We start from the raw sequence: 25,543 nt of genomic DNA, 5'->3' as shown, positions 1-25,543 counted from the left end.
AGGCTGGCTGAAACCGATTTTCCAGGACCGATTCGGGGCCGGCGGGCCCAATTTCGGCCATATGACGCTGGAATGTAGCGACCGGGGCTTTTCATTTATCGTCGCGCGCTTCAAGAATAGCCCTAATGATTCGAGGTTATTGAGGTTTACATGGGCCTGTCCCTCTTCTCCCGGCTGCCCGGTCTGACCGCGCTCGCGTTTGCCGCCTTCGCCTTCCCCGCAGTCAGCTTGGCCCAGCAATCCAATGCGACGCCGGGAACGGTGAAATCAAATCACGGTGCGTGGTCGATCGTCTGCGATCAGCCAGCCGGCGCCTCGGCCGAACAGTGCGCGCTGATGCAGAACGTCATTGCCGAAGACAGGCCGGAAGTCGGCCTCTCGGTCGTCGTATTGAAGACGGCGGACCGCAAGGCGAAGATCCTTCGCGTCCTCGCGCCGCTTGGCGTGCTCCTCCCGAACGGCCTCGGTCTAAACGTCGACGGCAAGGACATCGGGCGCGCCTATTTCGTGCGCTGCTTCTCCGACGGCTGCTACGCCGAGGTGGTACTCGAGGACGAACTGCTGAAAACTTTCCGCGCCGGCGCGACGGCCACCTTCATCGTCTTCCAGTCTCCGGAGGAAGGCATTGGCATACCCGTCGACCTCAAGGGCTTCGACGAGGGCTACGACGCGCTTCCCTGACAGCGGCATTCCCGGAGAAGCGACCAAGCCGCGCCTTTGACGCGGCTTTTTTCATGAGGGGCTGATCACAAAATCTCGGTGGCGGCGATCTTGATGCCGAAACCCTCCAGGCCGACATAGTGCCGTTCGCGCGTCGAAAGAAGGCGAATGGAGGTAATGCCCAGATCTTTCAGGATCTGCGCTCCGAGGCCGATCTCCAGCCACTCGCTTTCGCGCGTCTGCGCCTCCGAATGCGCTTCCCGTTCGTGTTTGCCCTTACGCGCGGTCTGTGAAACGCCGACGCCTACCGAACCCTCGCGCAGGTAGACGATGACGCCCCTGCCCTCTGCCGCGATGCGTTTCATGATCTCGTCGATCTGGCGGCCGTTTCCGAAGACGTCTGCTCCGACATTTTCGAGATGGAGGCGAACCGGAATGTCGACACCGTCCCTGACGTCGCCGAAGACCACCGCCAGGTGCTGCATCGGATCCCATGGAAGCGAATAGGTGTGGCCCACGGCCTTGCCGCAGGGCGTATTCATCTCGAAGGAATGCCCCTTCTCGATCAAGGTCTCCTTGCGCTGACGGTAGGCGATGAGATCGGCCACGGAGACCTGCTTGAGGCCGTGTGCTTCGGCGAAGGTTTCGACCTGTGGACCGCGCATGACCGTGCCGTCATCGTTGACGAGCTCGCAGATGACCCCGATAGGCGGCAGGCTTGCAAGCCGGCAGAGATCGACCGCGGCCTCGGTATGACCGGAGCGCATCAGCACTCCACCCTCGCGGGCGACCAGAGGGAATATATGGCCCGGCCGGACGAAATCCGTCGGCCCGACATTCGGATTTGCAAGGTTTCTGGCCGTCAGCGTACGATCGTCCGCGGAAATGCCGGTCGTGGTCCCGTGCTTGAAATCAACCGACACGGTGAAGGCCGTGGTGTGAGCGGAGTCGTTCTCGGCAACCATCGCATTCAGATTCAGGCGCTTCGCCTCCTCGCGCGGCATCGGCGTGCAGACGATGCCGGACGTATGGCGCACGATAAACGCCATCTTCTCAGGCGTGCAGTGTACCGCCGCGACGATCAGGTCGCCCTCGTTCTCGCGACCTCCGTCGTCGGTGACGACGACGATCTCTCCCGCTTCAAATGCGCGAATGGCTTCGACGACGCGCTTTTGGTCGTAGGACATTTTTATCTCCGCGACGTGTTGTTTCACCGCAATTGCACTGCCTTGTTACTTCAGCCGGCCTGTCTGGCCGCGATCACGCAGGTAATGGTCGGCGATTGCGCAGGCAAGCATCGCCTCCCCGATCGGTACGGCCCGGATGCCGACGCAGGGGTCGTGGCGACCCTTGGTGCGCACGTCGACCTCCTTGCCGTCGCTATCGATCGAACGGCGCTCGCTCAGAATGGAAGAGGTCGGCTTGATGGCGAAGCGCGCAACCACCGGCTGCCCGGTCGAGATGCCGCCCAGAATGCCGCCGGCATTGTTGGAAAGGAAAACCGCGTCGCCCCCTGCCCCGACACGCATCTCGTCGGCATTGTCTTCGCCGCTGATCTCGGCGGCCGCGAAGCCATTACCGATCTCCACGCCCTTTACGGCATTGATCGACATCAGGTTGGCGGCGATGTCCTGATCGAGCTTGCCGTAGATCGGTGCGCCTATACCGGCCGGAACGCCTTCGGCAATCACCTCGACGATTGCGCCGATCGACGAGCCGGCTTTGCGGATGCCGTCGAGATATTCCTCCCAGACAGGAACGACGGCCGGGTCGGGAGAAAAGAACGGGTTTTTGCCGACTTCCGCCCAGTCCCAGTTGGCGCGGTCGATTCTGTGCTTGCCGATCTGGACGAGCGCGCCGCGCACGACGAGACCGGGGACGACCTGGCGTGCGATCGCACCGGCAGCCACGCGTGCAGCCGTCTCACGGGCCGAGGAGCGGCCGCCGCCGCGATAGTCGCGGATGCCGTATTTCACGTCATATGTATAATCCGCATGGCCCGGGCGATAGCGCTTGGCGATCTCCGAGTAATCCTTGGACCGTTGGTCGGTGTTTTCGATCAACATCGAAATCGGCGTCCCGGTGGAAATCATCGTCTCACCGTCGTCGTCGAGCATCACCCCGGAAAGGACCTTTACAAGATCGTCCTCGCGACGCTGAGTGACGAAGCGGGACTGCCCCGGCTTGCGCTTGTCAAGCCAGGTTTGAATGTCCGCGAGCGTGAAGCGAAGTCCGGGCGGGCACCCGTCAACGACACAGCCAAGTGCAGGACCGTGGCTTTCCCCCCAGGTCGTTACGCGGAAAAGATGACCGAATGTATTGTGCGACATGGCGGCTACCGAACTCCGGATCGCGAAGATGGCGGACCGGCCCGAACCTTCGCGTCAATTCCAATTCCCGGAGCCGCAGCTGGTCCGCTCCGTGGCAACGCGCAGGACGCGCGGTGCCCATCTCTTAGTGGAAAGCGCGCACGCGGGAAAGACCTTCTGCAGCGCCCCTGCACGGCGGCTGCGGCACCAGGAAGCGGTTGTCTCGGAAAAAGCTGAGGATAGCGGCTGCAGTCAAACGGTGCCTTCGGTTTCAAGGCGCGGGACGGGTTGCAATCCGCCATACCGGCCATCACTGTGAGCTTGTCGGTCACGTTGTCGGCAACTGCGTCCGAAAATCCACAATGCAAGGCTACTTTTGCCACAATCGGAGATCAAAGCGTGATGACAACAAAATTCGCTAAACTATTGAAGAGGGCAAGAAGGATGCGATTTGTCATTGCCACGCTCATGGCCACCGCAAGCCTGTTTTCGCCACTCTCCGCGCTTGCCGAGAGTGCCGATGTGGAAGCCGTGATCACCAACGTCGACACCGACCGGTTGAGCCTTTCTCTCGACGACGGCAAAAGCTATCAGGCACCGGAGGAATTCAACTTCGAGGGGCTGGAGGCCGGCGTAAAGGTGCTTGTTTTCTACACTGAGGTTGACGGCAAACGCGTCATCAACGACCTGGAGGTCCTTCAGTAAACGAAGTAGCTGGAATAAGCTGAAAGCCTGCGAAAATCCGGCGCCGTGTTGTGGCCGCGCATTAAAGCCACCCGATAGACCCGCCGGCGATTTTCAGCAGGCGGTCCTGCGGTATCGCCGCAGCTGCCGCTTCATCGGCATTCATCTCCCCAAGCAGCTTGAACAGTGCCCTGATAACGCCGCCATGGCTGACGCAGACGGTGGGTCGCGTCACGCTTTTGAGCCAGGCGCCGACACGCCAGGACAGGATCTCGTAGCTTTCCGCATCGGTACCGGGTGGGATGAAATCCCATTTCGCAATGCGCCTTTCCGCGATGCGCCCGGGAACGAGCTGTTTCAGTTCGGGAAGCGTATAGCCTTCCCAGTCGCCGAAGGAGACTTCCTTCAGCCGCTCGTCGGTGCGGTAGGTCGAGGGATCGAGGCCCATCGCCTGCCGGAGGCGCTCCATTGTTTCGCGCGTACGTCCAAGCGGGCTGCTGACGAAATCGAAGTCGGCGGCGCCGTTCCCGAGGATTTTGCTCAAAGCGACGCCGTTCCCGGTCGCCTGCCGCCGCCCCGTCTTGTTGAGGGGGATGTCTTTCTGACCCTGAAGGCGGCTCTCCGCGTTCCAGTCCGTTTGTCCATGGCGAACCATGTATATGAGCACTACGGTCACTCCGGGCCAGCCGCTAGATCACGAAGATTTCAGGTTGGACCGACCTAAAATCATGAACGTGATCGATTCCAAAGAGTTGAGACGCGGGATGCGGGCGGAAACCGCGTACTTTCCTCATCCCGCTCTAGAATCATAACTGCCGCAACTTCCTTACACCGGAGCGGATCCGAGGACCATGCGGCAGTTCGTAGCTTTTGATCGACGCTGTCAGTCCTTGAGTACGCTGATGTCCGGCGCGTCGACGGCCTTCATTCCAACGGTGTGATAGCCCGAATCGACATGATGGACTTCGCCGGTCACACCGCTCGACAGATCGGAAAGCAGGTAGAGTGCGGAATTGCCGACCTCCTCGATCGAGACCGTCCGCTTCAGCGGTGCGTTGTATTCGTTCCACTTCAGGATATAGCGGAAATCACCGATGCCGGAGGCCGCAAGCGTCTTGATGGGGCCGGCGGAGATCGCGTTGACACGGATACCGCGATTGCCGAGATCGACCGCCAGATAACGAACGCTTGCCTCCAGGGCGGCCTTGGCGACACCCATGACATTATAGTGCGGCATCACCTTCTCGGCACCGTAATAGGTCAGCGTCAGGATCGAACCGCCATCATTCATGATGCGATCCGCCCGCGCCGCGACCGCCGTGAAGGAGTAAACGGAGATATCCATCGTTCGCGCGAAGTTATCGCGGCTCGTATCCAGGTAGCGTCCCGTCAACTCGTCCTTGTCCGAGAAAGCAATCGCATGCACGACGAAGTCGATCTTGCCCCATTTCTCTTCGAGGGCCGAGAATACGGCATCGATCGTGGTGAGGTCGGTCACGTCGCAATGGCCGGCCATGAAGGCACCAAGCTCCTGTGCAAGCGGCTCGACGCGCTTTTTCAGAGCGTCCCCCTGCCACGTCAATGCGATCTCGGCCCCGGCCTCGGACAAGGCCTTGGCGATGCCCCACGCGATCGAGCGATTGTTTGCGACGCCCATAATGACGCCACGCTTGCCATTCATCAGACCCGATGCCTGAGCCATGGAATGTCCCCAATACTGTCTGCCTCCACCGGCTATCGCCGGTGGCAATGTTCACCGAATGTCATGATGCCGCGCCTGCGCAGGTGCGTGCGGCAATTGTCGAGCATTGCCTATGGCATAGGCGTCACAGCGGTTCAAGCAGCAGGCAGATCAGGAACTGTTAGTCCCCGTAATATTGGTTCAGTTCGTCAGAAAAGCTTCACAAATAGAGGCCGTTGCGCTGGGATCGCATGAGATCCATCACTTTGTCGTCCGGCTTTTCATGAAGCACCAGCCGTAATTCGACAACGAGGTCGCCGCTTTGCCCGCTTGCATCGGGCAAACCTTTCCCGGCAATACGGATGGACTTGTCGGAGCCTGACCACGCCGGTATGGCCACCGTGACCGGTCCATTGGGCGCCTCGATCGTCGTTTCGCAGCCAAGGACCGCGTTCTGGAGATCGAGCGGCAATGCCGTGACGATGTCGAGACCCCGCGTTCGGAACGGCCCGTCCTGGCCTATGCGAAGGGTTGCCACCACATCGCCGCGCGCCATCCCGGCAACGCGATAGCCTTGCTCCTTGAGGCGGATCGTCTGGCCGTCCATCGCTCCGACCGGAATCGACACCTTTATCAGCTCTCCGTCGGGAAGCTCCACCGGCACCCGCGCGCGCTCGATCACATCTTCAATGCTCACATGGATGTCGATGGCGAGATCCGGCACCTTATCGGCCGTTTTCGTAATGCGGCCACGAATGCGCTGGACGATCGCCGCGACAAGCTCTGCCGCCGGCGCGATGGAACGCCGCACCATCGCATCGGCTTTCGGCTGCTCTTGTTTCATTTCTGCAGCAGGCTCGGCCTTGAACGGACCCACTGAAGGCGCGTTCTTTTCCACGGGTCGGGCAGCGGCGCTCGGTCTCGCAGCCGCGGCCTGCGGATCGACGCCGAAGATGCGTGAGATCGCCTCCTCGGCCGTTTCTGCGCCGACCGGCTCATCGTCCGGCTCCTGTCCGCGCATTTTCTGCTTCATCGCCTCCATGCGACGAAGCTCCGCTTCGCGCCGCACCCAGTCGTAACGGCTTCTGCGTACCGGATCGCGCAATAGCTCATAGGCTCTGCCCGCTTCGGCGAAGCGCTCGGTAGCGGAGGGATCATCCTGATTGTGGTCGGGATGAACCGCTCTGGCGACGGAGCGCCAGGCCGCCTTGATTTCCTCTTGCCCGGCATTGCGACGCACACCAAGAATTGCATAGGGATCGCGCATGGCTGCTATCATTTTCTTTTTAGGCGGGCCTTCTCCGGATGCCCGCCTGACACCTCACCAATCGAAGAGAGCCCGGATCGGACTTTCTCCGTTCACGAACGATGATCGGGCGAACTTGCTAACTATCGGTTAGTGGCAGGCGGACGACCTTCTCGAAAAATCGTCCGGCGCGTTTCGCGGGCTGCTTTGCGGCAACATGGTTAACCTGCGATTTCAGCTTCGTGGGCCGAAGCTCGTCAGGTACCATTCTCCGTTGCCGAGCTGGCAGGTATTGCCATCGAATTTTGCGATGCCTTCGAAAGAATGCCGGGTCGTCGTGAAGCGGCGGCAACGCATGCCCGACGCATTGTCTTCCTGGATGCTGCTGATGACACCGGCGCTGCCGGAATTTGCGTTGGCCCAGGGAATGCTGCTGTCGCTGCCTTGGCTGATGTCGGCGGCGGTGACGAGGTCACGCACGGCAATGGCATCGGAGAGGCCGTCCGATGTTTTGGCCACCGGCACAGTCCCGGTGGAAACCGTGCGATCGACGCCCGAGCCTCCGAAGACGTCCAGGCCGGCGCCCATGCATCCGGCAAGGGAGAGAATTGGCAGGCAAATTGCCGCTCCGCGCAGCAATGCGAAGGAAAGACCCTTCTTGCCATCGTTCCGCTTTGCTATGTCTTGCACGTCAATCCTGTCAGACTCGCCAGAGCGCACCATATCGCGAGGAAGTTCGCAGGCAGGCTCTGATACTTTACGGTGCGGAAACACGAATCGGGCTCATCCCGGAGCGTTCCCGCGCCAGACACACGGCATTGGAAAAGAATATGACCGCGAATGAGTTAACAACCGGTGACTTCACGGAAGCAAGCGAGCCCTTTTCCCTTTTTGGTACATGGCTTAAGGAAGCCGAAAAGAGCGAGGTGAATGATCCTAACGCCGTCGCTCTTGCGACCGTCGATCCCGATGGCATGCCCAATGCACGCATGGTCCTGCTCAAGGGATTCGACGAACGCGGCTTCGTCTTCTACACGAATTTCGAAAGTCAGAAAGGGCAGGAAATCCTCGCGACCCGCAAGGCGGCCATGTGTTTCCACTGGAAATCGCTGCGCCGGCAGGTGCGTTTGCGCGGACCCGTTGAAGTTGTCCCCGACGTAGAAGCCGACGAATATTTCGTGAGCCGCCCGCGCGGCAGCCGCATCGGCGCCTGGGCTTCGAAGCAGTCGCGGCCGCTCGAGAGCCGCTTTGCGCTGGAGAAGGCCGTCGCCGAGTATACGGCGCGGCATGCGATCGGGGAAATCCCACGGCCGGATTACTGGTCCGGCTTCCGAATTCGTCCACTCTCGATCGAATTCTGGCACGACCGCCCCTTCCGCCTTCACGACCGCCTCGAATTTCGCCGCAAAGCCCCGGACGGCGACTGGACGAAAGTGCGGATGTATCCCTGATCGACGCACCATGCGTCCAGATGCGCCTCTTTTAGAAGCTACGCGTCAGGCGTTGAGGCATTCTGCTCTCCGAGCATTGGTTTCGGTTTTCTGAACGACGCGCGCGCCTCGCGTCGAAGCCGTTCCCTGTCCGGCTCGAAGGTCAGCGACTCAAGGCTCCGCTGCAGGGCCACGGCGGCAAATCGTCTTGCTGCTCCGGCAAGCGGCGGCTCGCATCCGGCCCAGATTGCCGCCAGCGCCTTCTGAAGCCGGATTGCCACCTCGAGGATTGCCGCGCCGTCGCGAGAGATAGGCATGAAGGCGGCTTCGATGATGTCGTCCTCCTCAAGGGCCGCCACGTGAACCCGCGCATATTCCGGCTTTGCGACAGGGCTTGGATCTTCGCCCTGCGGGGGCGACAAGACACGCACCAGGGTCGCCAGTACGTCGATGGCGGTTCCGGAATCGTTGATACCGGGAGAAAGCGCTTTGGACGCGATCTCCGAAAGAGCGATAAGACCGAAGCGCGGGTCCTGATCGTACGAACGGCGATTGCCGAGCGTAAAAGCTTCGCTGATACGGCGAGACTGGTCGATTTCGAACTTGGCGCATCTGTCGCGGAGGGCGATCCAGGCGATGGGCCTTGCCGGATCGCAGTAATGGCCCGGGCGCCGGGTCACGTAGATGTCGCCATCCGCTTCATCTGCGACCGTCGAAAGAGCGCCCATGTCGAGATGCTGCACATAGCCGATGCGTTTGTGGCGAATGGCTATAGCGCCCTCGGGGACCGTTTCCGCGGGCGTTCCGCCGAGGAAAGGGGCGTGCGTGTGAGCTCTATAGGCCTCGGTGGCCGCTTTCTCCACACGGCCGATCGTCTCTCCCATATGCCCGAGCCCGGCGAGATGGTCTATCCACCGCAGCAATGTTACGACGATGATGGCGACCAGGCCAAGAGTAGCGACGAACAGCACGAAACGGCCGCCGTCGTCGTAGAGTTCGGTGTTGAGCGCGATGAGGCCGACCAGCGAGAAGAGGAAGGCACCGAGAAATGTGGAGAGCGCCCGTTGCGATGTCGCGTCTTCGAGAAGCAGGCTCGTGGCACGCGGCGTTGCGCTGCTTGCCGCTGCCGACGTGGCCGCTACCAGTGTGCTGAGTGAAAAGGTCGTTACCGCCAGCATGCTCGATGCTATAATCGAGAGGATCGCGTCGACTGCCTTGGCACCGACCTTGCTCGGAAACGCTGCCGGCAGGATGGGGCCGATCCAGATGGCGGCCAAAGCGGTTGCGATGGCGACGAGGCAATAGAGCGATGCCCGGACCCAAAGCCGGCGAAGGATGCGAGTCATGGTCCACACTAGCCGCGACAAGCTCATCGCCCAACCTCCACTCTCATTGCATGACCTCCTGCGGCGCTGCCAGGCTGAACCTCGCGTCTGCCCCGCCGCCCCGGTCCGGCGCTACCGCTAAAGTAGTACCGCCTTGTTTGCAATCGCTGAGATGTTGTGCCGGGAACGGGCGCTGTTCCAAGAGCGGCAATGCATGGCTCGCTCAGCCTGCGCCCCGGGCGAAGAGCCGGAACGGAATACCGGATCCGAGCGCGGTGACATAGCGCGCGTTCTGGAAATGGCCATTGAGCGAAATCCGCGGCAGCGCATGGAGATTCGTGGTCTCGGCAAGCATGGCCGGCTGCGTCGTCACCGCGACGGAAATACCAAGCTCCGCCACCAGCCGGTGATCGCGTGGCGACACCGAAAGCCGGTCACCATAGGGATACGCGAAGGTGGACGGGCGGCGACCCGTGATCGCCTCTACGCACCCGGCGGAACCGGCGATTTCGCGGCGGGCTTCGCCGTCGCCTAGCCGCGCGATTGCGCGATGGCTGATCGTGTGCCCGCCGAGGCTTGCAAGCGGGCACCTGATCAGCCTGCGAAGTCCCGCCTCGTCCAGCGTCAATCGCTCGGTGATGGCAAGAGGATCGATGCCGTGTTCGCAAGCGGCCCGATTCAGTGCAGCGATGGCGTCCGCCTCGCCACTTTCATGGATATAGGTGGCGAGCCGGTCGAAGGCGGCTTGCTTCTGTGGAAGGCTCCCGCTCGCCACTATTTCCTCGCCCGTGCCGAAATCGAAGTGGAACCTTCGGCTGACGGACAGGAGCTCGGCGAGTGTCTCCCACCAGAGCGTGTGGGTGCGCTCGGCGTAGCCGGCCGTGACGAAGACGGTGAAAGGCACGCCGTGCCGCTCGAAGACGGGCAGCGCGTGGTCGAGATTATTGCGGTAACCGTCGTCGAGGGTGAAACAGGCAAGGGGTCGGGTGCCGGCGAAAGTCAGGCTGGAAGGCAGCTCGTCCAAAGGGATGAAGCGATAGCCGTCCCGCTTCAATGTCAGGATCGCATCCTCGAGGAATTCCGGTGTGATTTCCAGATGGGCATTGGGATCGAAGCTCCGCGGAACCTTCGGGCGGACGTGGTGCAGTGTAAAGACTGCCCCGCGACCACGGGCCGCCCCCATCAGACGCGCACGCGCAAGCAGATGCGCAGCCTCAAGACCACCGGTGATCGCAGTGCGTTTGACATGGGTGCGGACGAGGCCCGCGAAGCCGTCTTTCATCTTATCTTCTCAAATCTCTGCATCGGCCTTGCCGGGGCCAGACGGTAACCTTTGTCGGGTTAAGCCTTGCTAAATCGGCTTTGAGCGGCGTAAGAGCGGGTCGGATTTCAGCGTCACGGTTGCAACAAAGCGTTGAGCCTGTCACAACAGCGAGCCGCATCAATTTCGGCCGCACATCTCTATAAAGGGGGAGTTCGATGACGAGATTCCGATTGGCTCTGGCGACAATCGCCGTGCTCTTCTTCGGTACCGCTCAGGCTGTAGCCGGCAGCGCCTCTCTCGTCGTCGATGCCCGGACGGGCCGCGTCCTCTCCGCCGAAAACCCCGACACGCTCAACCATCCCGCGTCCCTCACCAAGATGATGACGCTCTATATGACCTTCGAGGCGCTGCATCGCGGCCAGCTCGCCTGGAAGACGCCGGTGCCCATGTCGGCGACCGCTGCACGCAAGCCGCCGACGAAGCTCGGCGTCAGGCCAGGTGAGACGATCACCGTCCAGGAGGCCGTCTACGGCATGATCGTCCGCTCGGCCAACGACGCGGCGGCGGCGATGGCCGAACGGCTTGGCGGCACGGAGGAAGGCTTTGCGAGAATGATGAACGCGAAGGCGCGCCAGCTCGGCATGAACCGCACGTTCTTCGTCAACGCTTCGGGCCTGCCTGCAAGCGAGCAGGTGACCACGGCGCGGGACATGGCGCGGCTCGCCGTTGCGCTCATGCGGCATTACCCACGCGAGTATCGTCTGTTCTCGGTCCAGAGCTTCGCCTTCCGCGGCCGCGTGATCCGCGGGCACAACAATCTGATGTATCGTTATCAGGGAATGGACGGAATCAAGACCGGCTACACGCGCGCCTCCGGTTACAATCTCGTAAGCGCCGTGGCCGAAGGCAATCGCCGCCTTATCGGCGTCGTGCTCGGCGGGCGAAGCGCACGAAGCCGTGATGAAAAGATGGCGGCGCTCCTCGACCAGCACCTGGGCAGGGTCTCATCGCCCGGCCGCCCAATGATCGAGTCGGCAAACGCGCCTCGCCTTGCGGACGTGGCGAGCCTGCCTGGCGTTTCCCTGTCCTATGCGGGCACCAAGCCCGCCGTCGAAGCTCTGGCCGCGCCCGCTGCGGCAGCGCCGACCACCGTGCCCGCCGCGGTGGCAGCGGCTTCGGCTCCGAGCTTCTCCAACGGCTGGCGTATTCAGCTTTCCACCGCACCAACGGCCGAAGGTGCGCGCAAGATGCTCGTCGAAGCGCAATCGGCCGGTGGCGCCGCCCTGCTCGGCGGCACGCCGCACTCCGAGGCCGCCGGCAAAGCCTATCGCGTAGGGTTCGTAGGCTTTGTCAGTCGCGAAGCCGCGGCTATCGCCTGCGACGTCCTGAAGAAGCGGTCCTATGACTGCGTCCTGCTTCCCGACGAGGGCTAACGCCTCACTCTGTGGCGAAGCACAGAGGTAAGCCTTATCACGCCTGCGTGCCGCCGACGGTGATCTGATCCATCCGCAGGTGCGGCTGGCCGACGCCAACCGGGACCCACTGGCCGGCCTTTCCGCAATTGCCGATGCCGGTGTCGAGCTTCGTGTCGTTCCCGACCATCGTCACGCGCTTCATCGCATCCGGTCCGTTGCCGATCAGCATCGCACCCTTGACCGGCGCTCCGACCTTGCCGTTCTCGATCAGGTAGGCCTCGGTGCAGCCGAAGACGAATTTGCCGGAGGTGATGTCGACCTGCCCGCCGCCAAATGAGACGGCATAGATGCCCTTCTTCACCGATGAGATGATTTCATCGGGCGTGCGGTCCCCGGCAAGCATATAGGTGTTGGTCATGCGCGGCATCGGCACATGGGCGTAGCCCTGGCGGCGGCCGTTGCCGGTCGGCTCCATGCCCATGAGGCGGGCATTCTGCCGGTCCTGCATATAGCCGACGAGCTTGCCGTCCTCGATCAGGACGTTGTAGCCGGAGGGTGTGCCCTCGTCGTCGATCGAGATGGAGCCGCGGCGCGCTTCGATTGTACCGTCGTCGACGACGGTAACGCCTTTGGCAGCAACCTGTTCTCCCAGGAGCCCCGCAAAGGCCGAGGTTTTCTTGCGGTTGAAATCGCCCTCCAGCCCATGTCCGACCGCTTCATGAAGCATGACGCCGGGCCAGCCGGAGGCAAGTACGATGTCCATGGTGCCCGCCGGCGCGTCGATCGCCTCCAGATTGACAAGCGCCTGCCGCAGTGCCTCGTCGGCTCCGCTTTTCCAGCTGTCCTCGGTGATGAACTCACCGAAGCCGCGCCGCCCGCCGATGCCGAAGGATCCGCTTTCCTGCCGGTCGCCCTCGCCGACCACGACGGAGATGTTGATCCGCGTCATCGGCCGCACGTCGTGGACGCGGTGTCCATCGGCTCTCAGAATATCCACGACCTGCCAGCTCGCAGCGACCGTCGCGGTTACCTGCCTGACCTTGGCCTCCTTGGCGCGCAGATAGGCATCGATCTCCTGGAGCAGCTTCACCTTGGTCTCGAAACTTGGCTCGCCGATCGGATTTCCGTCTCCGTAAAGCTTCTTGTTGGTGCGCTGCGGCGCTGCCGAATAGGAGCCGGAATAGCCACGCGTCACCTGCTCCACCGCGTCCGCAGCCCTCTTCAAGGCAGCGAGCGACAACTCGCCGGCATGCGCGTAGCCGACAGCCTCGCCGGCGACGGCGCGCAGGCCGAAGCCCTGGTCGGTGTTGAAACTGCCGCCCTTCAGGCGGCCATTGTCGAAGGAGAGCACCTCCGCCTGCGCATGTTCGAGGAAGAGTTCGCCGTCATCGGCGCCGGCAAGCGTGTCGGAGAGAACCTTGCGGACCGTCGCCTCGTCCGCATCGAAGAGGCTGATCAGATTGGTATCCATGGTTCTGCTCCCTGCCGTGAAGGATTGGGTCGTGAAACGTATTGGCTCCATTTAGGGAGAGCCGGCCGACAAGCCAAGAAAAAACACACCACCGGAAATCGGTCAGGAAAGGGCAGCGTTCCAGCTTTCGAGCAGTTTGACCTTCTCGACGCCGGCAAAACGGGCAACCCGATCGAGTTCGGCCATCAGCTTTTCCATTCGGCCCGATGATGCCCTGACGCCCCGCTCCAGCCAAAGGCGCCGCACGTCGAGGCTTCCACCCCTGCGATCGGCCTTCATGTCGATGCGGCCGATGAGCCGGTCGCCTTCGAGTAAAGGGAAGACATAATAGCCATATTCCCGCTTCGGCTCCGGCACGAAAACCTCGATGCGATAAAAGAAATCGAAAAGCCGCTCGGCCCGGTTCCGGTCGCGCAGCAGCGGATCAAAGGGGCTCAGCACCCGGATGCGGCCGGGTGGCTCGGGAATGTCGCCAAGACCATCCGGGAAGTGCGCGAAAGCATAGGACGGGCGCGGCTTGCCGCCATTGGCCGACTCGATGACGATGTCGCATAACTCGTCGCGATGGGCGGCGACCCAGCCCTTCGCCTCGTCCGGCGATACGAGGTCCCAGAAGGCCGCGATCTCTCCGTGGGTCGCAAAGCCCAACCGCTCGAGCGCGCTGCGGCAGGCCCAGTCGATAAATTCCTCATGCGCAACCTCGCCTTCGTAATGGCGGACTGGAATGACGCGTTCCGTCAGATCATACACCTTCTGGAAGTTTTCGCGGCGCGCGATCGCAAGCTTCCCCTGCCGCCAGAGCACCTCCAGCGCCGTCTTCGACGGATGCCAGTTCCACCAGCCGCCGGACTGGTGACCCTCTTCCTTCAGATCGCGCGACATGACGGCACCGTTGGCGGCGATCCGCTCATACGTTTCGTCGCAGCTTGCATCGAAACCGTCTCCGCGCCATTTGCGCCACCGCTCGCGGAGCGTTTCGCTCTCCCATTTGAAACGATGCTTCCAATAGACGAAGAAGGTGCTCGGGATGATCGAAGCGTCGTGGGTCCAGTGCTCGAAGAGCTCGCCGTCCTTTTCCAGGAGCTCCGCCAGATGCTCGCGGCGATAGGTCTGATTACGGGAAAAGAGAATCTGATGATGGGCCCTTTCGACGGTCGCTATGCTGTCGACCTGCACGAAGCCGATCTCGTGAATCAACTGCAGCAGGCCATCCTTGCCGAGCGCGCGATGCGGCGCGGCCGAAAGCCCCTGCTTGGCGAGAAAGATGCGGCGGGCATCGCGATTGGAAAGGCGAATCGTCATGAGCAAAGAGTAGGCTTTTATTCCCAGGTTTCAAACGGGAACCGACAGAATGTGCCACATTGCTCTATCCGACCGACTTGTCCTATAGAGCGGTCACCCAAATTTCGCGAAGGGTCGAAGGATTGGAAATTCGCTTTACCAATTGTTCCGTCAGCTTCGGCGACCGGGTCGCGCTTCACAGCCTGACCCTTGCCCTCGACGAGCGCCGGGTCGGCATCATCGGTCTTAACGGTTCCGGCAAGACCACGTTCGCACGGCTGATGAACGGACTCGTCAAGCCGACAACCGGCAAAGTGAAGGTCAACGGTCTCGACACGGTCGAGGACGACAGGGCGGTTCTCACCGAAGCCGGCTTTATCTTTCAGAATCCTCAACACCAGCTGATCATGCCGATCGTATCCGACGACATCGCCTTCGGGCTCAAGAACCGCGGGCTGCCGGCGCATGAAATCTCGTCGCGGACCGAGGCAGCCCTTGCACGCTTCGGTGTCGGCCATCTCGCTCGCAGGCGGGTGCACGAACTGTCCGGCGGCGAAACGCAGCTCGTCGCAATGGCAAGCGTCGTCGTCACCGGACCGAAAATCCTGATCCTTGATGAGCCGACCAATCAGCTCGACCTCAGAAATCGCCGGATGGTGGCCGAAACCATCGAAGCGCTCGACGAAGACACGATCGTCATCACACACGACCTGGCCCTCGTCGAAGGCGCCGAGCGGGTTCTGCTGTTCCACGAGGGCCGGCTCATCGCCGACGGAGCGCCGGACGAAACCATCCGTCGCTATCACGAGGTCGCCGGATGCTGACAAGTCTCTATGTCGAGGGGGAAAGCTGGTTTCACCGCATACCGGTGCGCGTCAAGCTCGTGGCACTCGTCGCCTTAAGCGTCGCGCTCTTTGCGACGGACTCGCCCTTTCTGCTGCTTCCGGCCTTTCTCCTCAGCGGCTGGCTCTATCTCACTCTGGGGCTGCCGCTGCGCGAAGCGCTGTCGCGCGTCGGCTTCGTCTTCTTCACCATTCTGTTTCTTGCCGCAGTCAATCTGTTCCTCGTTCCCGTCCCGCAGGTTGCCGCGCTTGTCTTGCGGCTGATGGCGCTCGTGCTATTTGCCGCCGCGGTTACGGCGACCACGACGATCGGCGCTTTCATGGACGAGGTAACAGTCCTTTTGAGGCCTTTGGAGCGGTTAGGCCTGCTAAGGGCGGCAGATGTCGGCCTGGCGCTTGGGCTCGTGTTGCGCTTCGTCCCCGACATCTTCGCCCGATATCAGGCACTCGCCGAAGCGCACCGCGCGCGTGGGCTTCCGCTGCGGCCATTGACCATCATCGGTCCGCTGATCATCCTGACGCTCAGAGATGCGGACACGATCGCGGCCGCCATTGACGCGCGGGGATTTCGCCGTCAATGAATTCGTACTTCCTAATAAAAGGTAGGACTATATGAACACCAGAGATCTCGTCCTCATTGCGCTCTTCACCGCCATTATCGTCGTGCTCGGCCTTGTACCGCCGATCACGCTCGGCTTCATTCCCGTTCCGATCACGGCGCAGTCGATGGGCGTGATGCTCGCGGGCTGCATTATCGGCGCGAAGCGCGGGGGGCTCGCCTTCCTCCTCCTCGTCCTGCTCGTCGCCATCGGACTGCCTGTGCTTTCTGGCGGGCGCGGCGGGCTCGCGGTTCTCGCCGGTCCTTCGGGCGGGTTCATCATCGGCTGGGCCGTTGCCGCCTTCGTTACGGGTCTTGTCGCCGAGCACTTCGTCAAGCCTCAGACCTCCGAGGCAAGCCAGTTTGCCGGCTTCTTCTTCGCCTCCATCCTGGGCGGCATCGTGGTGCTCTATGGTATCGGCGTTCCGTGGCTTTCGGCTATCACCGGCACGCCTCTCCTCGCCGCCGCGACCGGATCGCTCGTCTTCATTCCGGGCGACCTGCTGAAGGCCGCGATCGCGACACTCGCGGCTCGCGCCGTCTACGCAGGCTATCCGTTGCTGCCGGCGCGCGCCTGAAGCGATGCCGCTCGCCGAGGCTGTCGCGCTCCATGCGAGAGAACGCCCGCACGCCCCGGCCTTCCGCATGGAGGGCCGGGTTTTCACGTTCGGTGAGCTTGCCGCGGAGGCCGGCGGGATCTTCGCTGCCGTTCAGCGATCGGCCGCAGAAGTGTCCGAGAGGAGCATCCTTTCCGGGCGTGCGCGGCTGGTTTCGCTCGAAACCGGTAATCATCCGCTCTTTCCCGCCGCTTTCATCGCCGCGACCGCTGCCGGTCACTGCGCCGCCCTGATCGACCCGCATCTGCCGGAAATCGCACGCCAGCGGATGAAAGAGCGCCTGCGGCCGGAGGTCGTCATCCGCGCCGAAGGCGATCTCTTGCGAATCGATGTGCCATCGGCGGGACACAGCCGTCTCTTGCAAGGCGCTGCCGGTCCTTCGCCCGCGGTCCGCGCCGGCAACGGCGGCGAACCCTTTCTCGTGGTATTCACGTCGGGTACGACCGGCGAACCGAAGGCGATCATCCGCAACCGCCGATCCTGGCGGGTGAGCCTGGAGACCGGGAAGGGCTTTTTCCGGCTCGGGTCGGAAACCACGACCTATGCACCGGGACCGCTGGCGCACGGTCTGACGCTTTACGCGCTTGCCGAAACCATGACGGCCGGAGCCGAATTCGTCGGCGCCCGGCACTTCGAGGCGGATCAGTCCCTGGCAACGATTGCGGCGTTCCGGGCGAAGCGGCTGGTACTGGTGCCGACGATGCTGCGGCGGCTATGCGAGCGCGCGGCCCGTTCGCCACTGACATCAATTAGACAGATCACCATTGCCGGAGCCAAGCTCACGCCGGCGGATCGGGAGGCGGCGCGAGTTGCGTTCCCGAATGCTCAAGTCACGGAATATTACGGCGCTTCCGAACTCGGTTTCATCAGCGTTTCCCAGGCGATGGACAGGCACACCCCGACCGCAGTCGGAAAGGCCTTTCCGGGCGTTCACCTGGCAATCCTGGGCGAAAACGGAGACCGGGTTCCTGCGGGAGAAGCGGGTATGATCTTCGTCGAAAGCGAGCTGGTTTCCGAGGGATATATCGCAGGCGGCGACGGAGCCGGTTTCCGCCGCCATGGAAAGCGCGCGACGGTCGGTGACCTTGGTTTCCTTGACGAAGACGGTACTCTGCATCTCATCGGCCGGGCGGGAGGGATGGTGGTGTCGGGCGGCAACAACATCTATCCGTCCGAGGTGGAGAGCGTGATCCTTGGAGCCGGCGGCGTCAACGCCGTCTTTGTCTTCGATCTGGACCATCCGGACCTCGGCAGCGAACTTGCGGCCGTGGTCGAGCCCGGCGGCGGATTCGACCGCGCGGCACTCGAAGCTCATCTTGCCGCCGCCCTGCCGCGCTACAAGCACCCGCGCAAGATATGGCTCTGCCGGAATATGCCGATGACCGCCTCCGGCAAGCTCGCCGCGGGCGAACTGCGCCGCTGGATTGCGGAGGAGAACACCGCTCTTGAACGCCTTGCCTGATCCCACTCGCACCCCGGTTCTCATCGCCGCGCTGCGCACGCCGGTCTGCCGCGTCAACGGCAGCCTTGCCGCGATCGAACCGGCGAGCCTTGCCGCCCTGCTGATCGAAAAGATCGTTGCAAATACAGGCATCGACCGTGGGGAGATCGACGACGTCCTCGTCGGCAATGCCGCAAACAGTGCCGGCAATCTCGCGCGCCTCGCGGCGCTCGAAGCGGGATTGCCCATTTCCATTCCCGGTGTCACCGTCGACCGCCAATGTGGCTCGGGACTGGAGGCAATCGTGCTTGCGGCTCGCCAGATCCAGGCCGGCGCCGGACGTTTTTATATTGCCGGCGGCACAGAGAGCGCCAGCCGCGCCCATATTCGGCTGCGGCCCCCGCTCACACGCGGCGAAGAGCTTCAGCCCGTCAAACGCGCGCGAATGGCACCCGACTCGATCGGCGATCCGGACATGGGGGTTGCTGCCGAGTACGTCGCCACCGCCTGCGGCATCTCGCGTGACCGGCAGGACAGGTTCGCGCTCGAAAGTCACCGACGCGCCGTGGCGGCCGAAAACGCCGGCCGGTTTGCCCGGGAGATCGTACCCGTATCGACAGCAGCCGGTACGATTGCCAGGGACGAGTGCCCGCGCGCCAACGCCTCGGCCGAGACACTGTCCCGGCTGAAGCCTGCGTTCGTCGAGGGCGGCACGGTCACGGCCGGCAATGCCTGCCCCGTAAACGACGGTGCGGCGATGGTACTGGTGACGAACCTTGCGGAGGCGCAGAGGCTCGGTGCACGCTTCGGCCTCGTGTTCGCCGACGCAGCGACGGCGGGGATCGACCCGAACCTTCTCGGACTCGGCCCAGTTCCCGCCATGGCCAAGCTTCGCGCGCGCAATCCCGCGCTCGACCCGGCGGGGGTCGACTTCATCGAATTCAACGAGGCCTTTGCCTCGCAAGTCTTGGGCAGCCTCGACCGGCTCGACATCGCACCCGAACGCATCAATCGCGAGGGCGGCGCGATCGCGCTTGGGCATCCCTATGGCGCGTCCGGCGCCATTCTGGTGGTCCGGCTCTTTTCGCAGATGCTGACGACGTCATCCCGCACGGAGGGGCTTGCGGTGATGGGTATCGGTGGCGGCATGGGGATCGTCGCGCACTTCCGCAGCTACAGGCCGGATCAGACGCTGTAGCCGGCGAGCCATTCCCGAGTTGGCGCCGGCAGTTGTACCGGTTGATGGCGGGCACGATCGACCGCCACCCAAACGATCTCGACCTCCGCCGAAAGCTTGTCGCCGGTCTCGACGCGCACAGCGAAACCTACCGAGCTGCCGCCGATTTTCGCGACGGTAACGGTGAAGCGTGCAGGCTCATCGAAACGCAGGCCGCGGTGAAAGATGCAGGCGGAGCGGCGGACGAGATAGGCCGGTTCCTCAGCGACTGCCGGCCGGTGCCGCCAGAGATTGGCGAGCGCCGCTTCGGCATGCGCATAATAGGCTGCATTGTGCATGTGACCATGCATGTCTATATCGCGGAACGGAATGCGGATCTCCGTGACATTTTCCCGCTCTATGCCATCCATGCGAGGCTCCCTGATGCGCTCCACTCTCGTTAGACAGTTTGGCGAACCCGAACAAGTCATCGAACTCGTGGAAGCACCTCGCGCTGCTCCGCGTGCGGGCGAGGTCGAGGTCGAGATATCGCTCGCGGCAATCAACCCTTCGGATCTGATCCCCGTCACGGGCGCCTACAGCGCGCGAACCACGCTGCCCTTTGTCCCGGGCTTCGAGGGCGTCGGCATCGTCAGACGGGTCGGGGCCGATGTGCGGGATTTCAAGCCCGGCGACCGGGTCGTTCCTATCGGTGCGAGCGGGCTATGGCAGCAGTTTGTCCTTCGACCGGGTGAGTGGTGCTTTCGCGTGCCGGACGATATCGCGGATGCGCAGGCGGCAATGAGCTACGTCAACCCCTTGACGGCACTCAGGCTCGTGGAGGCGCTCCGCACGCATTTCGGCTCGCTGCAAGGCATCGAGGTCGGCGTCACCGCGGCGGGATCGGCCATAGGCGGCATGCTGGTAAAGTTGCTTGCGCTCCAAGGTGCGGTGCCAACCGCCATGCTTCGCAGCGAAAAGACCCGCGTCCGTCTTGGTCAGGCACACCGGGTCGTGGTGGCCGAGGTCGGCGATCTCCCCTCAGGCAGCCAATTCGACGCGGTGCTGGATGCCGTCGGCGGCACGCCGGCGGGCGAACTGATCAGGCACTCCATTCGTCCCGGCGGGACCTTCATCCAATATGGTGCGCTCAGCGGCATTCCGGTGCCGCCGGCGGCGATCGGCGACAGGCCGGACGTCCGCTTTGATTTTCTCTGGCTCAGAACCTGGGTGCATTCCGCTGGCCGCGATGCGCTTGAGGCCGCCTTCCTCCGCAGTTTTGCGGGACTGCAGAGCGGCCTCTTCGCAAGCCTCGTCGCCGCAACCTACCCCCTCAGCCGGCTTGCCGATGCCCTGGCACATCAGGCCGACCCAGGCCGCGACGGCAAGATCCTGCTCGATCCGCGCTGTTGAAAAATCGGCGGTTTCGCGTCACGCGGCATGGATTTTGACAAGCATGCGCACTAGTTTCGGCGAATGACGACGAAACTCTATGAAAACACGGTCTTCCTGGAGCACGGCGTTCCCGGAGGGCACCCCGAACGTCCCGATCGGCTCAAGGCGCTGAACCTCGCGCTGGAGCACCCGAATTTCGCCGATCTCGAGCGGGTCGAGGCACCGATAGGCGATGAGGACCTGGTGCTGCTCGCCCATGCGGAAGAGCATCTGCGGGGGGTCAAACGGGGGATTCCGGACGAGGACATCAACCAGCTCGAAGCCGATACCTATGCCACCCCCCAAAGCCTCGTGGCCGCATTGACCGGTATCGGCGGTGCTGTCGCGGCCGTGGATGCCGTCTTCAAGGGCGAAGCGGACAACGCCTTCATCGCCGCCCGCCCGCCCGGCCACCACGCCGAGAAGAACAAGGTGATGGGCTTCTGTTTCTTCAACAACGTGGCGATTGCAGCACGCTATGCGCAGAGGGCGCACGGGGCGGAGCGCGTCGCCATCGTCGACTGGGACGTCCACCATGGCAACGGTACGCAGGACATTTTCTGGGATGACCCTTCGGTGCTCTTTTGCTCCACCCACCAGATCCCGCTTTATCCCGGCACCGGAGCGAAGGACGAAACGGGTGTCAGGAACAATATCGTCAATGCGCCCCTTTCACCCAACAGCGGCAGCGAGCATTTCCGCGACGCCTTCCGGACACGCGTGCTGCCGGCGCTCGAGAATTTCCGTCCCGATCTCCTTCTGATCTCCGCCGGTTTCGATGCCCACCACCGCGATCCCCTGGCCCAGATCAATCTGGTAGGAGAGGATTTCGACTGGGCGACGGGTCGCCTCATCGACATCGCCGGCAGGAGTGCCGGCAACCGCATCGTCAGCCTGCTCGAGGGCGGATATGACTTGCAGGGACTCGCCGAATCGGCCGGCCTGCATATACTGAGATTGATGAGAGGGTAATTTATGAACAACACCGCGCAACAGGACGTTTCCGCTCTCTCTTTCGAACAGGCAGTCGAGGAGTTGGAGCGCATCGTTTCGGCGCTTGAGCGCGGCGACGTCGCGCTCGACAAATCGATCGAGATCTACGAGCGCGGCGAAGCCCTCAAGAAACATTGCGAGGCCTTGCTGAAGGCAGCGGAAGACCGTATCGAGAAAATTCGGCTGGACCGCGCGGGCCGACCGCAGGGCGTCGAGCCGCTCGACGCGGAGTAGCCTCGCTTCGGCCGGAGCTGCCCACATTCCGCTCTAAGTGTTCAGTGCGGCCAATCCCGCGACGTGTGGATGACACGTACGATCACGATGCTTTCCCGGCCCGCCACCTCCCGCAATTCATAAGAGACGATGTAGGGACGACGGTCGAGGGATTTTTCGTAGGTTCCGCTCACCCGCCCCGGTCGCCCACTCGGAAAGTCGCCAGTTTGTTACCGGCGTCCTCGATCGCGTCCAGGGTCCGTTCGGCGGCAAGCGGTCGTCCTCTGCGATATAGCACAAGATTTCGAGATGTCTGGAATCAAGAAACGCTCCGTCTCCCGATTGCCGCTACCGTGCCGGAGACACTGACTGTAGTCTTCGGTGAATGCCACCAACCGGAGCCCCTGCCATGTCCTTCTTTCCTGGTCCCGATCCGCTTGCGGGGGACAAGCCCGCCTGCGACGCTATCGAGCATCTGATCATTCCGCGTACCAGCGATATCGGCGGGCTGCAGGTCAGACGCGCGCTGCCCACGGCGAGACGCCGCCTCGTCGGCCCATTCATTTTCTTCGACCGGATGGGACCGGCGCTGTTGCGTGCGGGCGAGGCGATCGACGTCCGCCCGCATCCACATATCGGTCTTTCGACCGTTACCTATCTCTTCGACGGCGAGATCAAGCACCGCGACAGCCTCGGCACCGAAATGGTCATCCGCCCGGGTGATGTGAACCTGATGACGGCCGGGCGCGGTATCGTGCATTCGGAGCGCTCGCCGGAGAACCAGCGCGGTCACGAGCGCTCGCTTTCAGGACTGCAGACCTGGCTGGCGCTTCCCGATTCCATGGAGGAGATCAATCCGGTTTTCGCGCATACGGAGGAACGCATGCTGCCGCATCTTACCGATGGCGGCGTGCGCGCACGCGTCGTCATCGGGCAGTTCGAAGGCGCGGCCTCACCGGTCTCCACCTTCACAGACACGATCTATGTCGATCTGAAGATCGAGCCAGGGAAGAGCGCGCCTTTCGCGGCCAGTTGGGAAGAGCGGGCGCTCTACATTCTCTCCGGCGAAGCGATCATCGCCGGAGATCATTTCGCCGATAATCAGCTCCTCGTCTTTCGTCCCGGCGACCAAATCACCATCACTGCAGGGCCCGCAGGCTGTCACGTCATGCTGTTCGGTGGCACGGCGCTCGGCTCGGCGCGTCATATCTGGTGGAACTTCGTTTCTTCCTCCAAGGAGAGGATCGACAAGGCGAAGGAAGAATGGCGCACCGGGCGCTTCGATATCGTGCCGGGGGATGAGGAGGAATTCATACCTCTGCCGGCAAGCTGAGTTCACGCCGTTTCATGCGTCAGATCGGGATGCGGCGGAAGATCGCACAGTTTTCTTCATCGAGGACTTGGTCGGGGCCGCAGGAAAGCCTAATTTTGCATTCAACGGCGATTACCTCTAATAAAGAGCCGTTCCGACGAACCATCAACAATGCGCGCGCCGTCCTCCGGCGCGCATGAGGCATGCAGCGTGACACAACTGCCAACCAATCCGATGCCGGCGACGCCCTTGCTCGATAAAGTCAGATATCCCGACGATCTGAAGAAGATCGACGATAGGGACCTGCCGCAGCTGGCGGCCGAACTGCGTGCAGAGATGGTAGACGCGGTGTCGCGCACCGGTGGACATCTCGGAGCGGGCCTCGGCGTCGTCGAACTGACGATCGCCATCCACAAGATCTTCGATACGCCGCATGACCGATTGATCTTCGACGTCGGACATCAGTGCTATCCTCACAAGATCCTGACCGGCCGGCGGGACCGCATCCGGACATTGCGCCAGGAAGACGGGCTATCGGGCTTTACCCGGCGGGCGGAAAGCGAATATGACCCCTTCGGCGCTGCGCATTCCTCCACCTCCATCTCGGCAGGTCTCGGCATGGCCGTCGCCGCCGAACTCGATGGGAAAAGCCGAAATGTGATCGCGGTGATCGGCGATGGCGCCATGTCGGCCGGCATGGCCTTCGAAGCGCTCAACAATGCAGGCGCACTCGATGCCCGCCTTATCGTCATTCTCAACGACAACGACATGTCGATCGCGCCGCCGACGGGCGCGATGAGCGCATATCTGGCGCGGCTCGCCTCCGGGCGGACCTATATGGGCATTCGCGAGGTCGGCAAGAAGCTCACCGCCTATCTCGGCAAGACGGTCGACCGGGCGATCACCCGTGCCGTGGAGCATGCCCGAGGCTACGTTACCGGGGGGACGCTTTTCGAGGAAATGGGTTTCTACCATATTGGTCCGATCGACGGTCATTCCTTCGATCACCTGCTTCCCGTCCTGCGCAACGTGCGCGACAACGCAAAGGGGCCGGTCCTGATCCATGTGGTCACACAGAAGGGCAAAGGCTATCCGCCGGCCGAAGCAGCGGCCGACAAGTATCATGGCGTCAACAAGTTCGACGTGATCACCGGGGCTCAGGCCAAGGCGAAACCCAACGCCCCGGCCTATACTTCCGTCTTCGCGGACGCGCTCACGCTCGAGGCGAGCCTCGACGACAAGATCGTAGCGATCACCGCCGCCATGCCATCGGGGACAGGGCTGGACAGGTTCGCCTCGGTGCACCCGTCGCGCTGCTTCGATGTCGGCATCGCCGAACAGCATGCCGTGACCTTCGCTGCCGGCCTTGCGGCCGAAGGGTACAAGCCTTTTGCGGCGCTCTACTCCACCTTCCTGCAGCGCGCCTACGACCAGGTGGTCCATGACGTGGCCATCCAGGGCTTGCCGGTCCGCTTCCCGATCGACCGGGCCGGCTTCGTCGGAGCCGATGGCCCGACCCATGCGGGCTCCTTCGACACGACCTACCTTGCCACATTGCCGGGATTCGTCGTGATGGCGGCGGCCGATGAGGCGGAGCTGAAACACATGGTGCGCACGGCCGCGGCGTACGGCGATGGTCCGATTTCGTTCCGTTATCCGCGTGGCGAAGGCGTCGGTGTCGAGTTGCCCGAACGCGGAGAGATTCTCGAGATCGGCAAGGGCCGGGTCATCAAGCAGGGAAGCAAGGTCGCGCTGCTTTCGTTCGGAACACGGCTTGCCGACTGTCTGTTGGCTGCCGAATACCTGGATGCCGCCGGCCTTTCGACAACTGTGGCCGACGCCCGCTTCGCCAAGCCGCTCGATCATGACCTGATCCGGCAGCTTGCCCGCCATCACGAGGTTCTGATCACCATCGAGGAAGGGGCGGTCGGCGGCTTCGCAAGCCACGTTCTGCAGTTTTTGGCCGAAGAAGGCCTGATCGACGGGGGCCTCAAAGTGCGCCCCATGATTATGCCCGACGTCTGGATGGAGCAGGCAAAACCGGAAGCGATGTATACCCGTGCAGGGCTCGATCGTGCCGGCATCGTTTCCACTGTGTTCAAGGCACTCGGCCAGAAACGCGGCGTAGGCCTCGGCGCCGCCGGCTAAGCCGTCCGAGCGTTCGCCTGCCG

Annotated in this window: 26 protein-coding genes; 14 read left to right on the top strand and 12 right to left on the bottom strand. The window is 62.7% G+C overall.

Going from position 1 to position 25,543, the window contains the following annotated elements; translation table 11 throughout:
* Positions 1 to 150: 150 nt before the first annotated feature.
* Complete coding sequence (locus FB009_RS04040) at positions 151 to 681, top strand: invasion associated locus B family protein (RefSeq protein ID WP_011974719.1); 531 nt, start codon at positions 151 to 153, stop codon at positions 679 to 681.
* 65 nt (positions 682 to 746) lie between these two features.
* On the opposite strand, the gene ribB is transcribed toward FB009_RS04040, so the two are convergent.
* On the bottom strand, positions 747 to 1,847 hold the full coding sequence (gene ribB / locus FB009_RS04035; RefSeq protein ID WP_011974718.1) for a 3,4-dihydroxy-2-butanone-4-phosphate synthase: 1,101 nt from the start codon (positions 1,845 to 1,847) through the stop codon (positions 747 to 749).
* Between the two features lie 45 nt (positions 1,848 to 1,892).
* Positions 1,893 to 2,990 (bottom strand): chorismate synthase, encoded by a 1,098-nt coding sequence (gene aroC / locus FB009_RS04030; protein ID WP_011974717.1) that lies wholly within the window; start codon positions 2,988 to 2,990, stop codon positions 1,893 to 1,895.
* A gap of 423 nt (positions 2,991 to 3,413) precedes the next feature.
* Between aroC and FB009_RS04025 the strand changes: the two genes are divergently transcribed.
* Positions 3,414 to 3,674, top strand: coding sequence for a DUF1344 domain-containing protein (locus tag FB009_RS04025; RefSeq protein ID WP_024311941.1), 261 nt, complete (start codon positions 3,414 to 3,416; stop codon positions 3,672 to 3,674).
* A 61-nt stretch (positions 3,675 to 3,735) separates the two neighbouring features.
* Here FB009_RS04025 and FB009_RS04020 read toward each other — a convergent pair whose 3' ends face one another.
* The 4 genes from FB009_RS04020 to FB009_RS04005 form a co-directional block, all read right to left on the bottom strand.
* Entirely contained in the window at positions 3,736 to 4,320 is a 585-nt protein-coding gene (locus tag FB009_RS04020) for a histidine phosphatase family protein (protein ID WP_011974715.1), read from the bottom strand.
* Between the two features lie 216 nt (positions 4,321 to 4,536).
* The gene (fabI, locus tag FB009_RS04015) at positions 4,537 to 5,355 is read right to left on the bottom strand and encodes an enoyl-ACP reductase FabI (protein ID WP_011974714.1); all 819 of its coding nucleotides are present in this window, start codon (positions 5,353 to 5,355) and stop codon (positions 4,537 to 4,539) included.
* A 199-nt stretch (positions 5,356 to 5,554) separates the two neighbouring features.
* Positions 5,555 to 6,613, bottom strand: coding sequence for a DnaJ C-terminal domain-containing protein (locus FB009_RS04010; protein ID WP_011974713.1), 1,059 nt, complete (start codon positions 6,611 to 6,613; stop codon positions 5,555 to 5,557).
* Positions 6,614 to 6,814: 201 nt separating this feature from the next.
* The gene (locus FB009_RS04005) at positions 6,815 to 7,270 is read right to left on the bottom strand and encodes an RT0821/Lpp0805 family surface protein (protein ID WP_024311942.1); all 456 of its coding nucleotides are present in this window, start codon (positions 7,268 to 7,270) and stop codon (positions 6,815 to 6,817) included.
* Positions 7,271 to 7,410: 140 nt separating this feature from the next.
* On the opposite strand from FB009_RS04005, the gene pdxH reads away from it, so the two are divergent.
* Positions 7,411 to 8,031: a pyridoxamine 5'-phosphate oxidase gene (pdxH, locus tag FB009_RS04000; protein ID WP_011974711.1), complete on the top strand. Its 621-nt coding sequence runs from the start codon at positions 7,411 to 7,413 to the stop codon at positions 8,029 to 8,031.
* 38 nt (positions 8,032 to 8,069) lie between these two features.
* On the opposite strand, the gene FB009_RS03995 is transcribed toward pdxH, so the two are convergent.
* Together FB009_RS03995 and FB009_RS03990 are read right to left on the bottom strand one after the other, a co-directional pair.
* Entirely contained in the window at positions 8,070 to 9,356 is a 1,287-nt protein-coding gene (locus FB009_RS03995) for a DUF2254 domain-containing protein (protein WP_018208816.1), read from the bottom strand.
* A gap of 202 nt (positions 9,357 to 9,558) precedes the next feature.
* On the bottom strand, positions 9,559 to 10,617 hold the full coding sequence (locus FB009_RS03990) for a polysaccharide deacetylase family protein (protein WP_018012198.1): 1,059 nt from the start codon (positions 10,615 to 10,617) through the stop codon (positions 9,559 to 9,561).
* Positions 10,618 to 10,814: 197 nt separating this feature from the next.
* Here FB009_RS03990 and FB009_RS03985 point away from each other — a divergent pair, with 197 nt between their 5' ends.
* Positions 10,815 to 12,032 (top strand): D-alanyl-D-alanine carboxypeptidase family protein, encoded by a 1,218-nt coding sequence (locus tag FB009_RS03985; RefSeq protein WP_011974708.1) that lies wholly within the window; start codon positions 10,815 to 10,817, stop codon positions 12,030 to 12,032.
* Positions 12,033 to 12,069: 37 nt separating this feature from the next.
* On the opposite strand, the gene tldD is transcribed toward FB009_RS03985, so the two are convergent.
* Both tldD and FB009_RS03975 read right to left on the bottom strand, forming a co-directional pair.
* A complete protein-coding gene (gene tldD, locus FB009_RS03980) occupies positions 12,070 to 13,485 on the bottom strand; it encodes a metalloprotease TldD (RefSeq protein ID WP_011974707.1) in 1,416 nt (471 codons plus the stop codon).
* Positions 13,486 to 13,587: 102 nt separating this feature from the next.
* Positions 13,588 to 14,787, bottom strand: a complete 1,200-nt coding sequence (locus FB009_RS03975) for a winged helix-turn-helix domain-containing protein (RefSeq protein WP_011974706.1) — start codon at positions 14,785 to 14,787, stop codon at positions 13,588 to 13,590.
* Between the two features lie 122 nt (positions 14,788 to 14,909).
* Between FB009_RS03975 and FB009_RS03970 the strand changes: the two genes are divergently transcribed.
* From FB009_RS03970 to FB009_RS03950, 5 genes are read left to right on the top strand one after another with little or no spacing between them, the layout of a single operon-like run.
* Positions 14,910 to 15,590, top strand: a complete 681-nt coding sequence (locus FB009_RS03970) for an energy-coupling factor ABC transporter ATP-binding protein (protein ID WP_011974705.1) — start codon at positions 14,910 to 14,912, stop codon at positions 15,588 to 15,590.
* Positions 15,584 to 16,189, top strand: a complete 606-nt coding sequence (locus FB009_RS03965; protein ID WP_011974704.1) for an energy-coupling factor transporter transmembrane component T family protein — start codon at positions 15,584 to 15,586, stop codon at positions 16,187 to 16,189. Before FB009_RS03970 ends, FB009_RS03965 begins: the two co-directional genes overlap by 7 nt.
* Before the next feature lie 31 nt (positions 16,190 to 16,220).
* Positions 16,221 to 16,784, top strand: a complete 564-nt coding sequence (locus tag FB009_RS03960; RefSeq protein WP_011974703.1) for a biotin transporter BioY — start codon at positions 16,221 to 16,223, stop codon at positions 16,782 to 16,784.
* A 4-nt stretch (positions 16,785 to 16,788) separates the two neighbouring features.
* Entirely contained in the window at positions 16,789 to 18,285 is a 1,497-nt protein-coding gene (locus FB009_RS03955) for a class I adenylate-forming enzyme family protein (RefSeq protein ID WP_011974702.1), read from the top strand.
* Complete coding sequence (locus FB009_RS03950; protein WP_011974701.1) at positions 18,269 to 19,462, top strand: thiolase family protein; 1,194 nt, start codon at positions 18,269 to 18,271, stop codon at positions 19,460 to 19,462. Before FB009_RS03955 ends, FB009_RS03950 begins: the two co-directional genes overlap by 17 nt.
* Here FB009_RS03950 and FB009_RS03945 read toward each other — a convergent pair.
* Positions 19,450 to 19,851, bottom strand: coding sequence for an acyl-CoA thioesterase (locus FB009_RS03945; protein ID WP_011974700.1), 402 nt, complete (start codon positions 19,849 to 19,851; stop codon positions 19,450 to 19,452). The genes FB009_RS03950 and FB009_RS03945 overlap by 13 nt on opposite strands.
* A 13-nt stretch (positions 19,852 to 19,864) precedes the next feature.
* On the opposite strand from FB009_RS03945, the gene FB009_RS03940 reads away from it, so the two are divergent.
* The 3 genes from FB009_RS03940 to FB009_RS03930 all read left to right on the top strand — a co-directional run bounded on the left by FB009_RS03940 (position 19,865) and on the right by FB009_RS03930 (position 22,081).
* A complete protein-coding gene (locus tag FB009_RS03940) occupies positions 19,865 to 20,833 on the top strand; it encodes a zinc-dependent alcohol dehydrogenase family protein (RefSeq protein ID WP_011974699.1) in 969 nt (322 codons plus the stop codon).
* Between the two features lie 63 nt (positions 20,834 to 20,896).
* On the top strand, positions 20,897 to 21,826 hold the full coding sequence (locus FB009_RS03935; RefSeq protein WP_127580374.1) for a histone deacetylase family protein: 930 nt from the start codon (positions 20,897 to 20,899) through the stop codon (positions 21,824 to 21,826).
* Between the two features lie 3 nt (positions 21,827 to 21,829).
* Positions 21,830 to 22,081 (top strand): exodeoxyribonuclease VII small subunit, encoded by a 252-nt coding sequence (locus FB009_RS03930; protein ID WP_011974697.1) that lies wholly within the window; start codon positions 21,830 to 21,832, stop codon positions 22,079 to 22,081.
* A gap of 41 nt (positions 22,082 to 22,122) precedes the next feature.
* On the opposite strand, the gene FB009_RS34065 is transcribed toward FB009_RS03930, so the two are convergent.
* The gene (locus FB009_RS34065; RefSeq protein WP_425275544.1) at positions 22,123 to 22,254 is read right to left on the bottom strand and encodes a hypothetical protein; all 132 of its coding nucleotides are present in this window, start codon (positions 22,252 to 22,254) and stop codon (positions 22,123 to 22,125) included.
* 215 nt (positions 22,255 to 22,469) lie between these two features.
* On the opposite strand from FB009_RS34065, the gene FB009_RS03920 reads away from it, so the two are divergent.
* Both FB009_RS03920 and dxs read left to right on the top strand, forming a co-directional pair.
* A complete protein-coding gene (locus FB009_RS03920; RefSeq protein WP_011974696.1) occupies positions 22,470 to 23,393 on the top strand; it encodes a pirin family protein in 924 nt (307 codons plus the stop codon).
* Between the two features lie 150 nt (positions 23,394 to 23,543).
* Positions 23,544 to 25,520: a 1-deoxy-D-xylulose-5-phosphate synthase gene (gene dxs, locus FB009_RS03915; RefSeq protein WP_186447660.1), complete on the top strand. Its 1,977-nt coding sequence runs from the start codon at positions 23,544 to 23,546 to the stop codon at positions 25,518 to 25,520.
* Positions 25,521 to 25,543 lie beyond the last annotated feature (23 nt).

The organism is Sinorhizobium medicae (assembly GCF_007827695.1).
Taxonomy (GTDB): Bacteria; Pseudomonadota; Alphaproteobacteria; order Rhizobiales; family Rhizobiaceae; genus Sinorhizobium; species Sinorhizobium medicae.
This window is presented reverse-complemented; position numbering and strand designations above follow the sequence as displayed.

What these genes read in the sequence shown, in the direction of transcription:
- FB009_RS04040 (WP_011974719.1), top strand. Translation starts at nt 151, where the DNA reads ATGGGCCTGTCCCTCTTCTCCCGGCTGCCCGGTCTGACCGCGCTCGCG.
- ribB (WP_011974718.1), bottom strand. Translation starts at nt 1,847, where the DNA reads ATGTCCTACGACCAAAAGCGCGTCGTCGAAGCCATTCGCGCATTTGAA.
- aroC (WP_011974717.1), bottom strand. Translation starts at nt 2,990, where the DNA reads ATGTCGCACAATACATTCGGTCATCTTTTCCGCGTAACGACCTGGGGG.
- FB009_RS04025 (WP_024311941.1), top strand. Translation starts at nt 3,414, where the DNA reads ATGCGATTTGTCATTGCCACGCTCATGGCCACCGCAAGCCTGTTTTCG.
- fabI (WP_011974714.1), bottom strand. Translation starts at nt 5,355, where the DNA reads ATGGCTCAGGCATCGGGTCTGATGAATGGCAAGCGTGGCGTCATTATG.
- FB009_RS04010 (WP_011974713.1), bottom strand. Translation starts at nt 6,613, where the DNA reads ATGATAGCAGCCATGCGCGATCCCTATGCAATTCTTGGTGTGCGTCGC.
- pdxH (WP_011974711.1), top strand. Translation starts at nt 7,411, where the DNA reads ATGACCGCGAATGAGTTAACAACCGGTGACTTCACGGAAGCAAGCGAG.
- FB009_RS03995 (WP_018208816.1), bottom strand. Translation starts at nt 9,356, where the DNA reads ATGACTCGCATCCTTCGCCGGCTTTGGGTCCGGGCATCGCTCTATTGC.
- FB009_RS03990 (WP_018012198.1), bottom strand. Translation starts at nt 10,617, where the DNA reads ATGAAAGACGGCTTCGCGGGCCTCGTCCGCACCCATGTCAAACGCACT.
- FB009_RS03985 (WP_011974708.1), top strand. Translation starts at nt 10,815, where the DNA reads ATGACGAGATTCCGATTGGCTCTGGCGACAATCGCCGTGCTCTTCTTC.
- tldD (WP_011974707.1), bottom strand. Translation starts at nt 13,485, where the DNA reads ATGGATACCAATCTGATCAGCCTCTTCGATGCGGACGAGGCGACGGTC.
- FB009_RS03975 (WP_011974706.1), bottom strand. Translation starts at nt 14,787, where the DNA reads ATGACGATTCGCCTTTCCAATCGCGATGCCCGCCGCATCTTTCTCGCC.
- FB009_RS03965 (WP_011974704.1), top strand. Translation starts at nt 15,584, where the DNA reads ATGCTGACAAGTCTCTATGTCGAGGGGGAAAGCTGGTTTCACCGCATA.
- FB009_RS03960 (WP_011974703.1), top strand. Translation starts at nt 16,221, where the DNA reads ATGAACACCAGAGATCTCGTCCTCATTGCGCTCTTCACCGCCATTATC.
- FB009_RS03955 (WP_011974702.1), top strand. Translation starts at nt 16,789, where the DNA reads ATGCCGCTCGCCGAGGCTGTCGCGCTCCATGCGAGAGAACGCCCGCAC.
- FB009_RS03945 (WP_011974700.1), bottom strand. Translation starts at nt 19,851, where the DNA reads ATGGATGGCATAGAGCGGGAAAATGTCACGGAGATCCGCATTCCGTTC.
- FB009_RS03940 (WP_011974699.1), top strand. Translation starts at nt 19,865, where the DNA reads ATGCGCTCCACTCTCGTTAGACAGTTTGGCGAACCCGAACAAGTCATC.
- FB009_RS03935 (WP_127580374.1), top strand. Translation starts at nt 20,897, where the DNA reads ATGACGACGAAACTCTATGAAAACACGGTCTTCCTGGAGCACGGCGTT.
- FB009_RS03930 (WP_011974697.1), top strand. Translation starts at nt 21,830, where the DNA reads ATGAACAACACCGCGCAACAGGACGTTTCCGCTCTCTCTTTCGAACAG.
- FB009_RS03920 (WP_011974696.1), top strand. Translation starts at nt 22,470, where the DNA reads ATGTCCTTCTTTCCTGGTCCCGATCCGCTTGCGGGGGACAAGCCCGCC.
- dxs (WP_186447660.1), top strand. Translation starts at nt 23,544, where the DNA reads ATGCGCGCGCCGTCCTCCGGCGCGCATGAGGCATGCAGCGTGACACAA.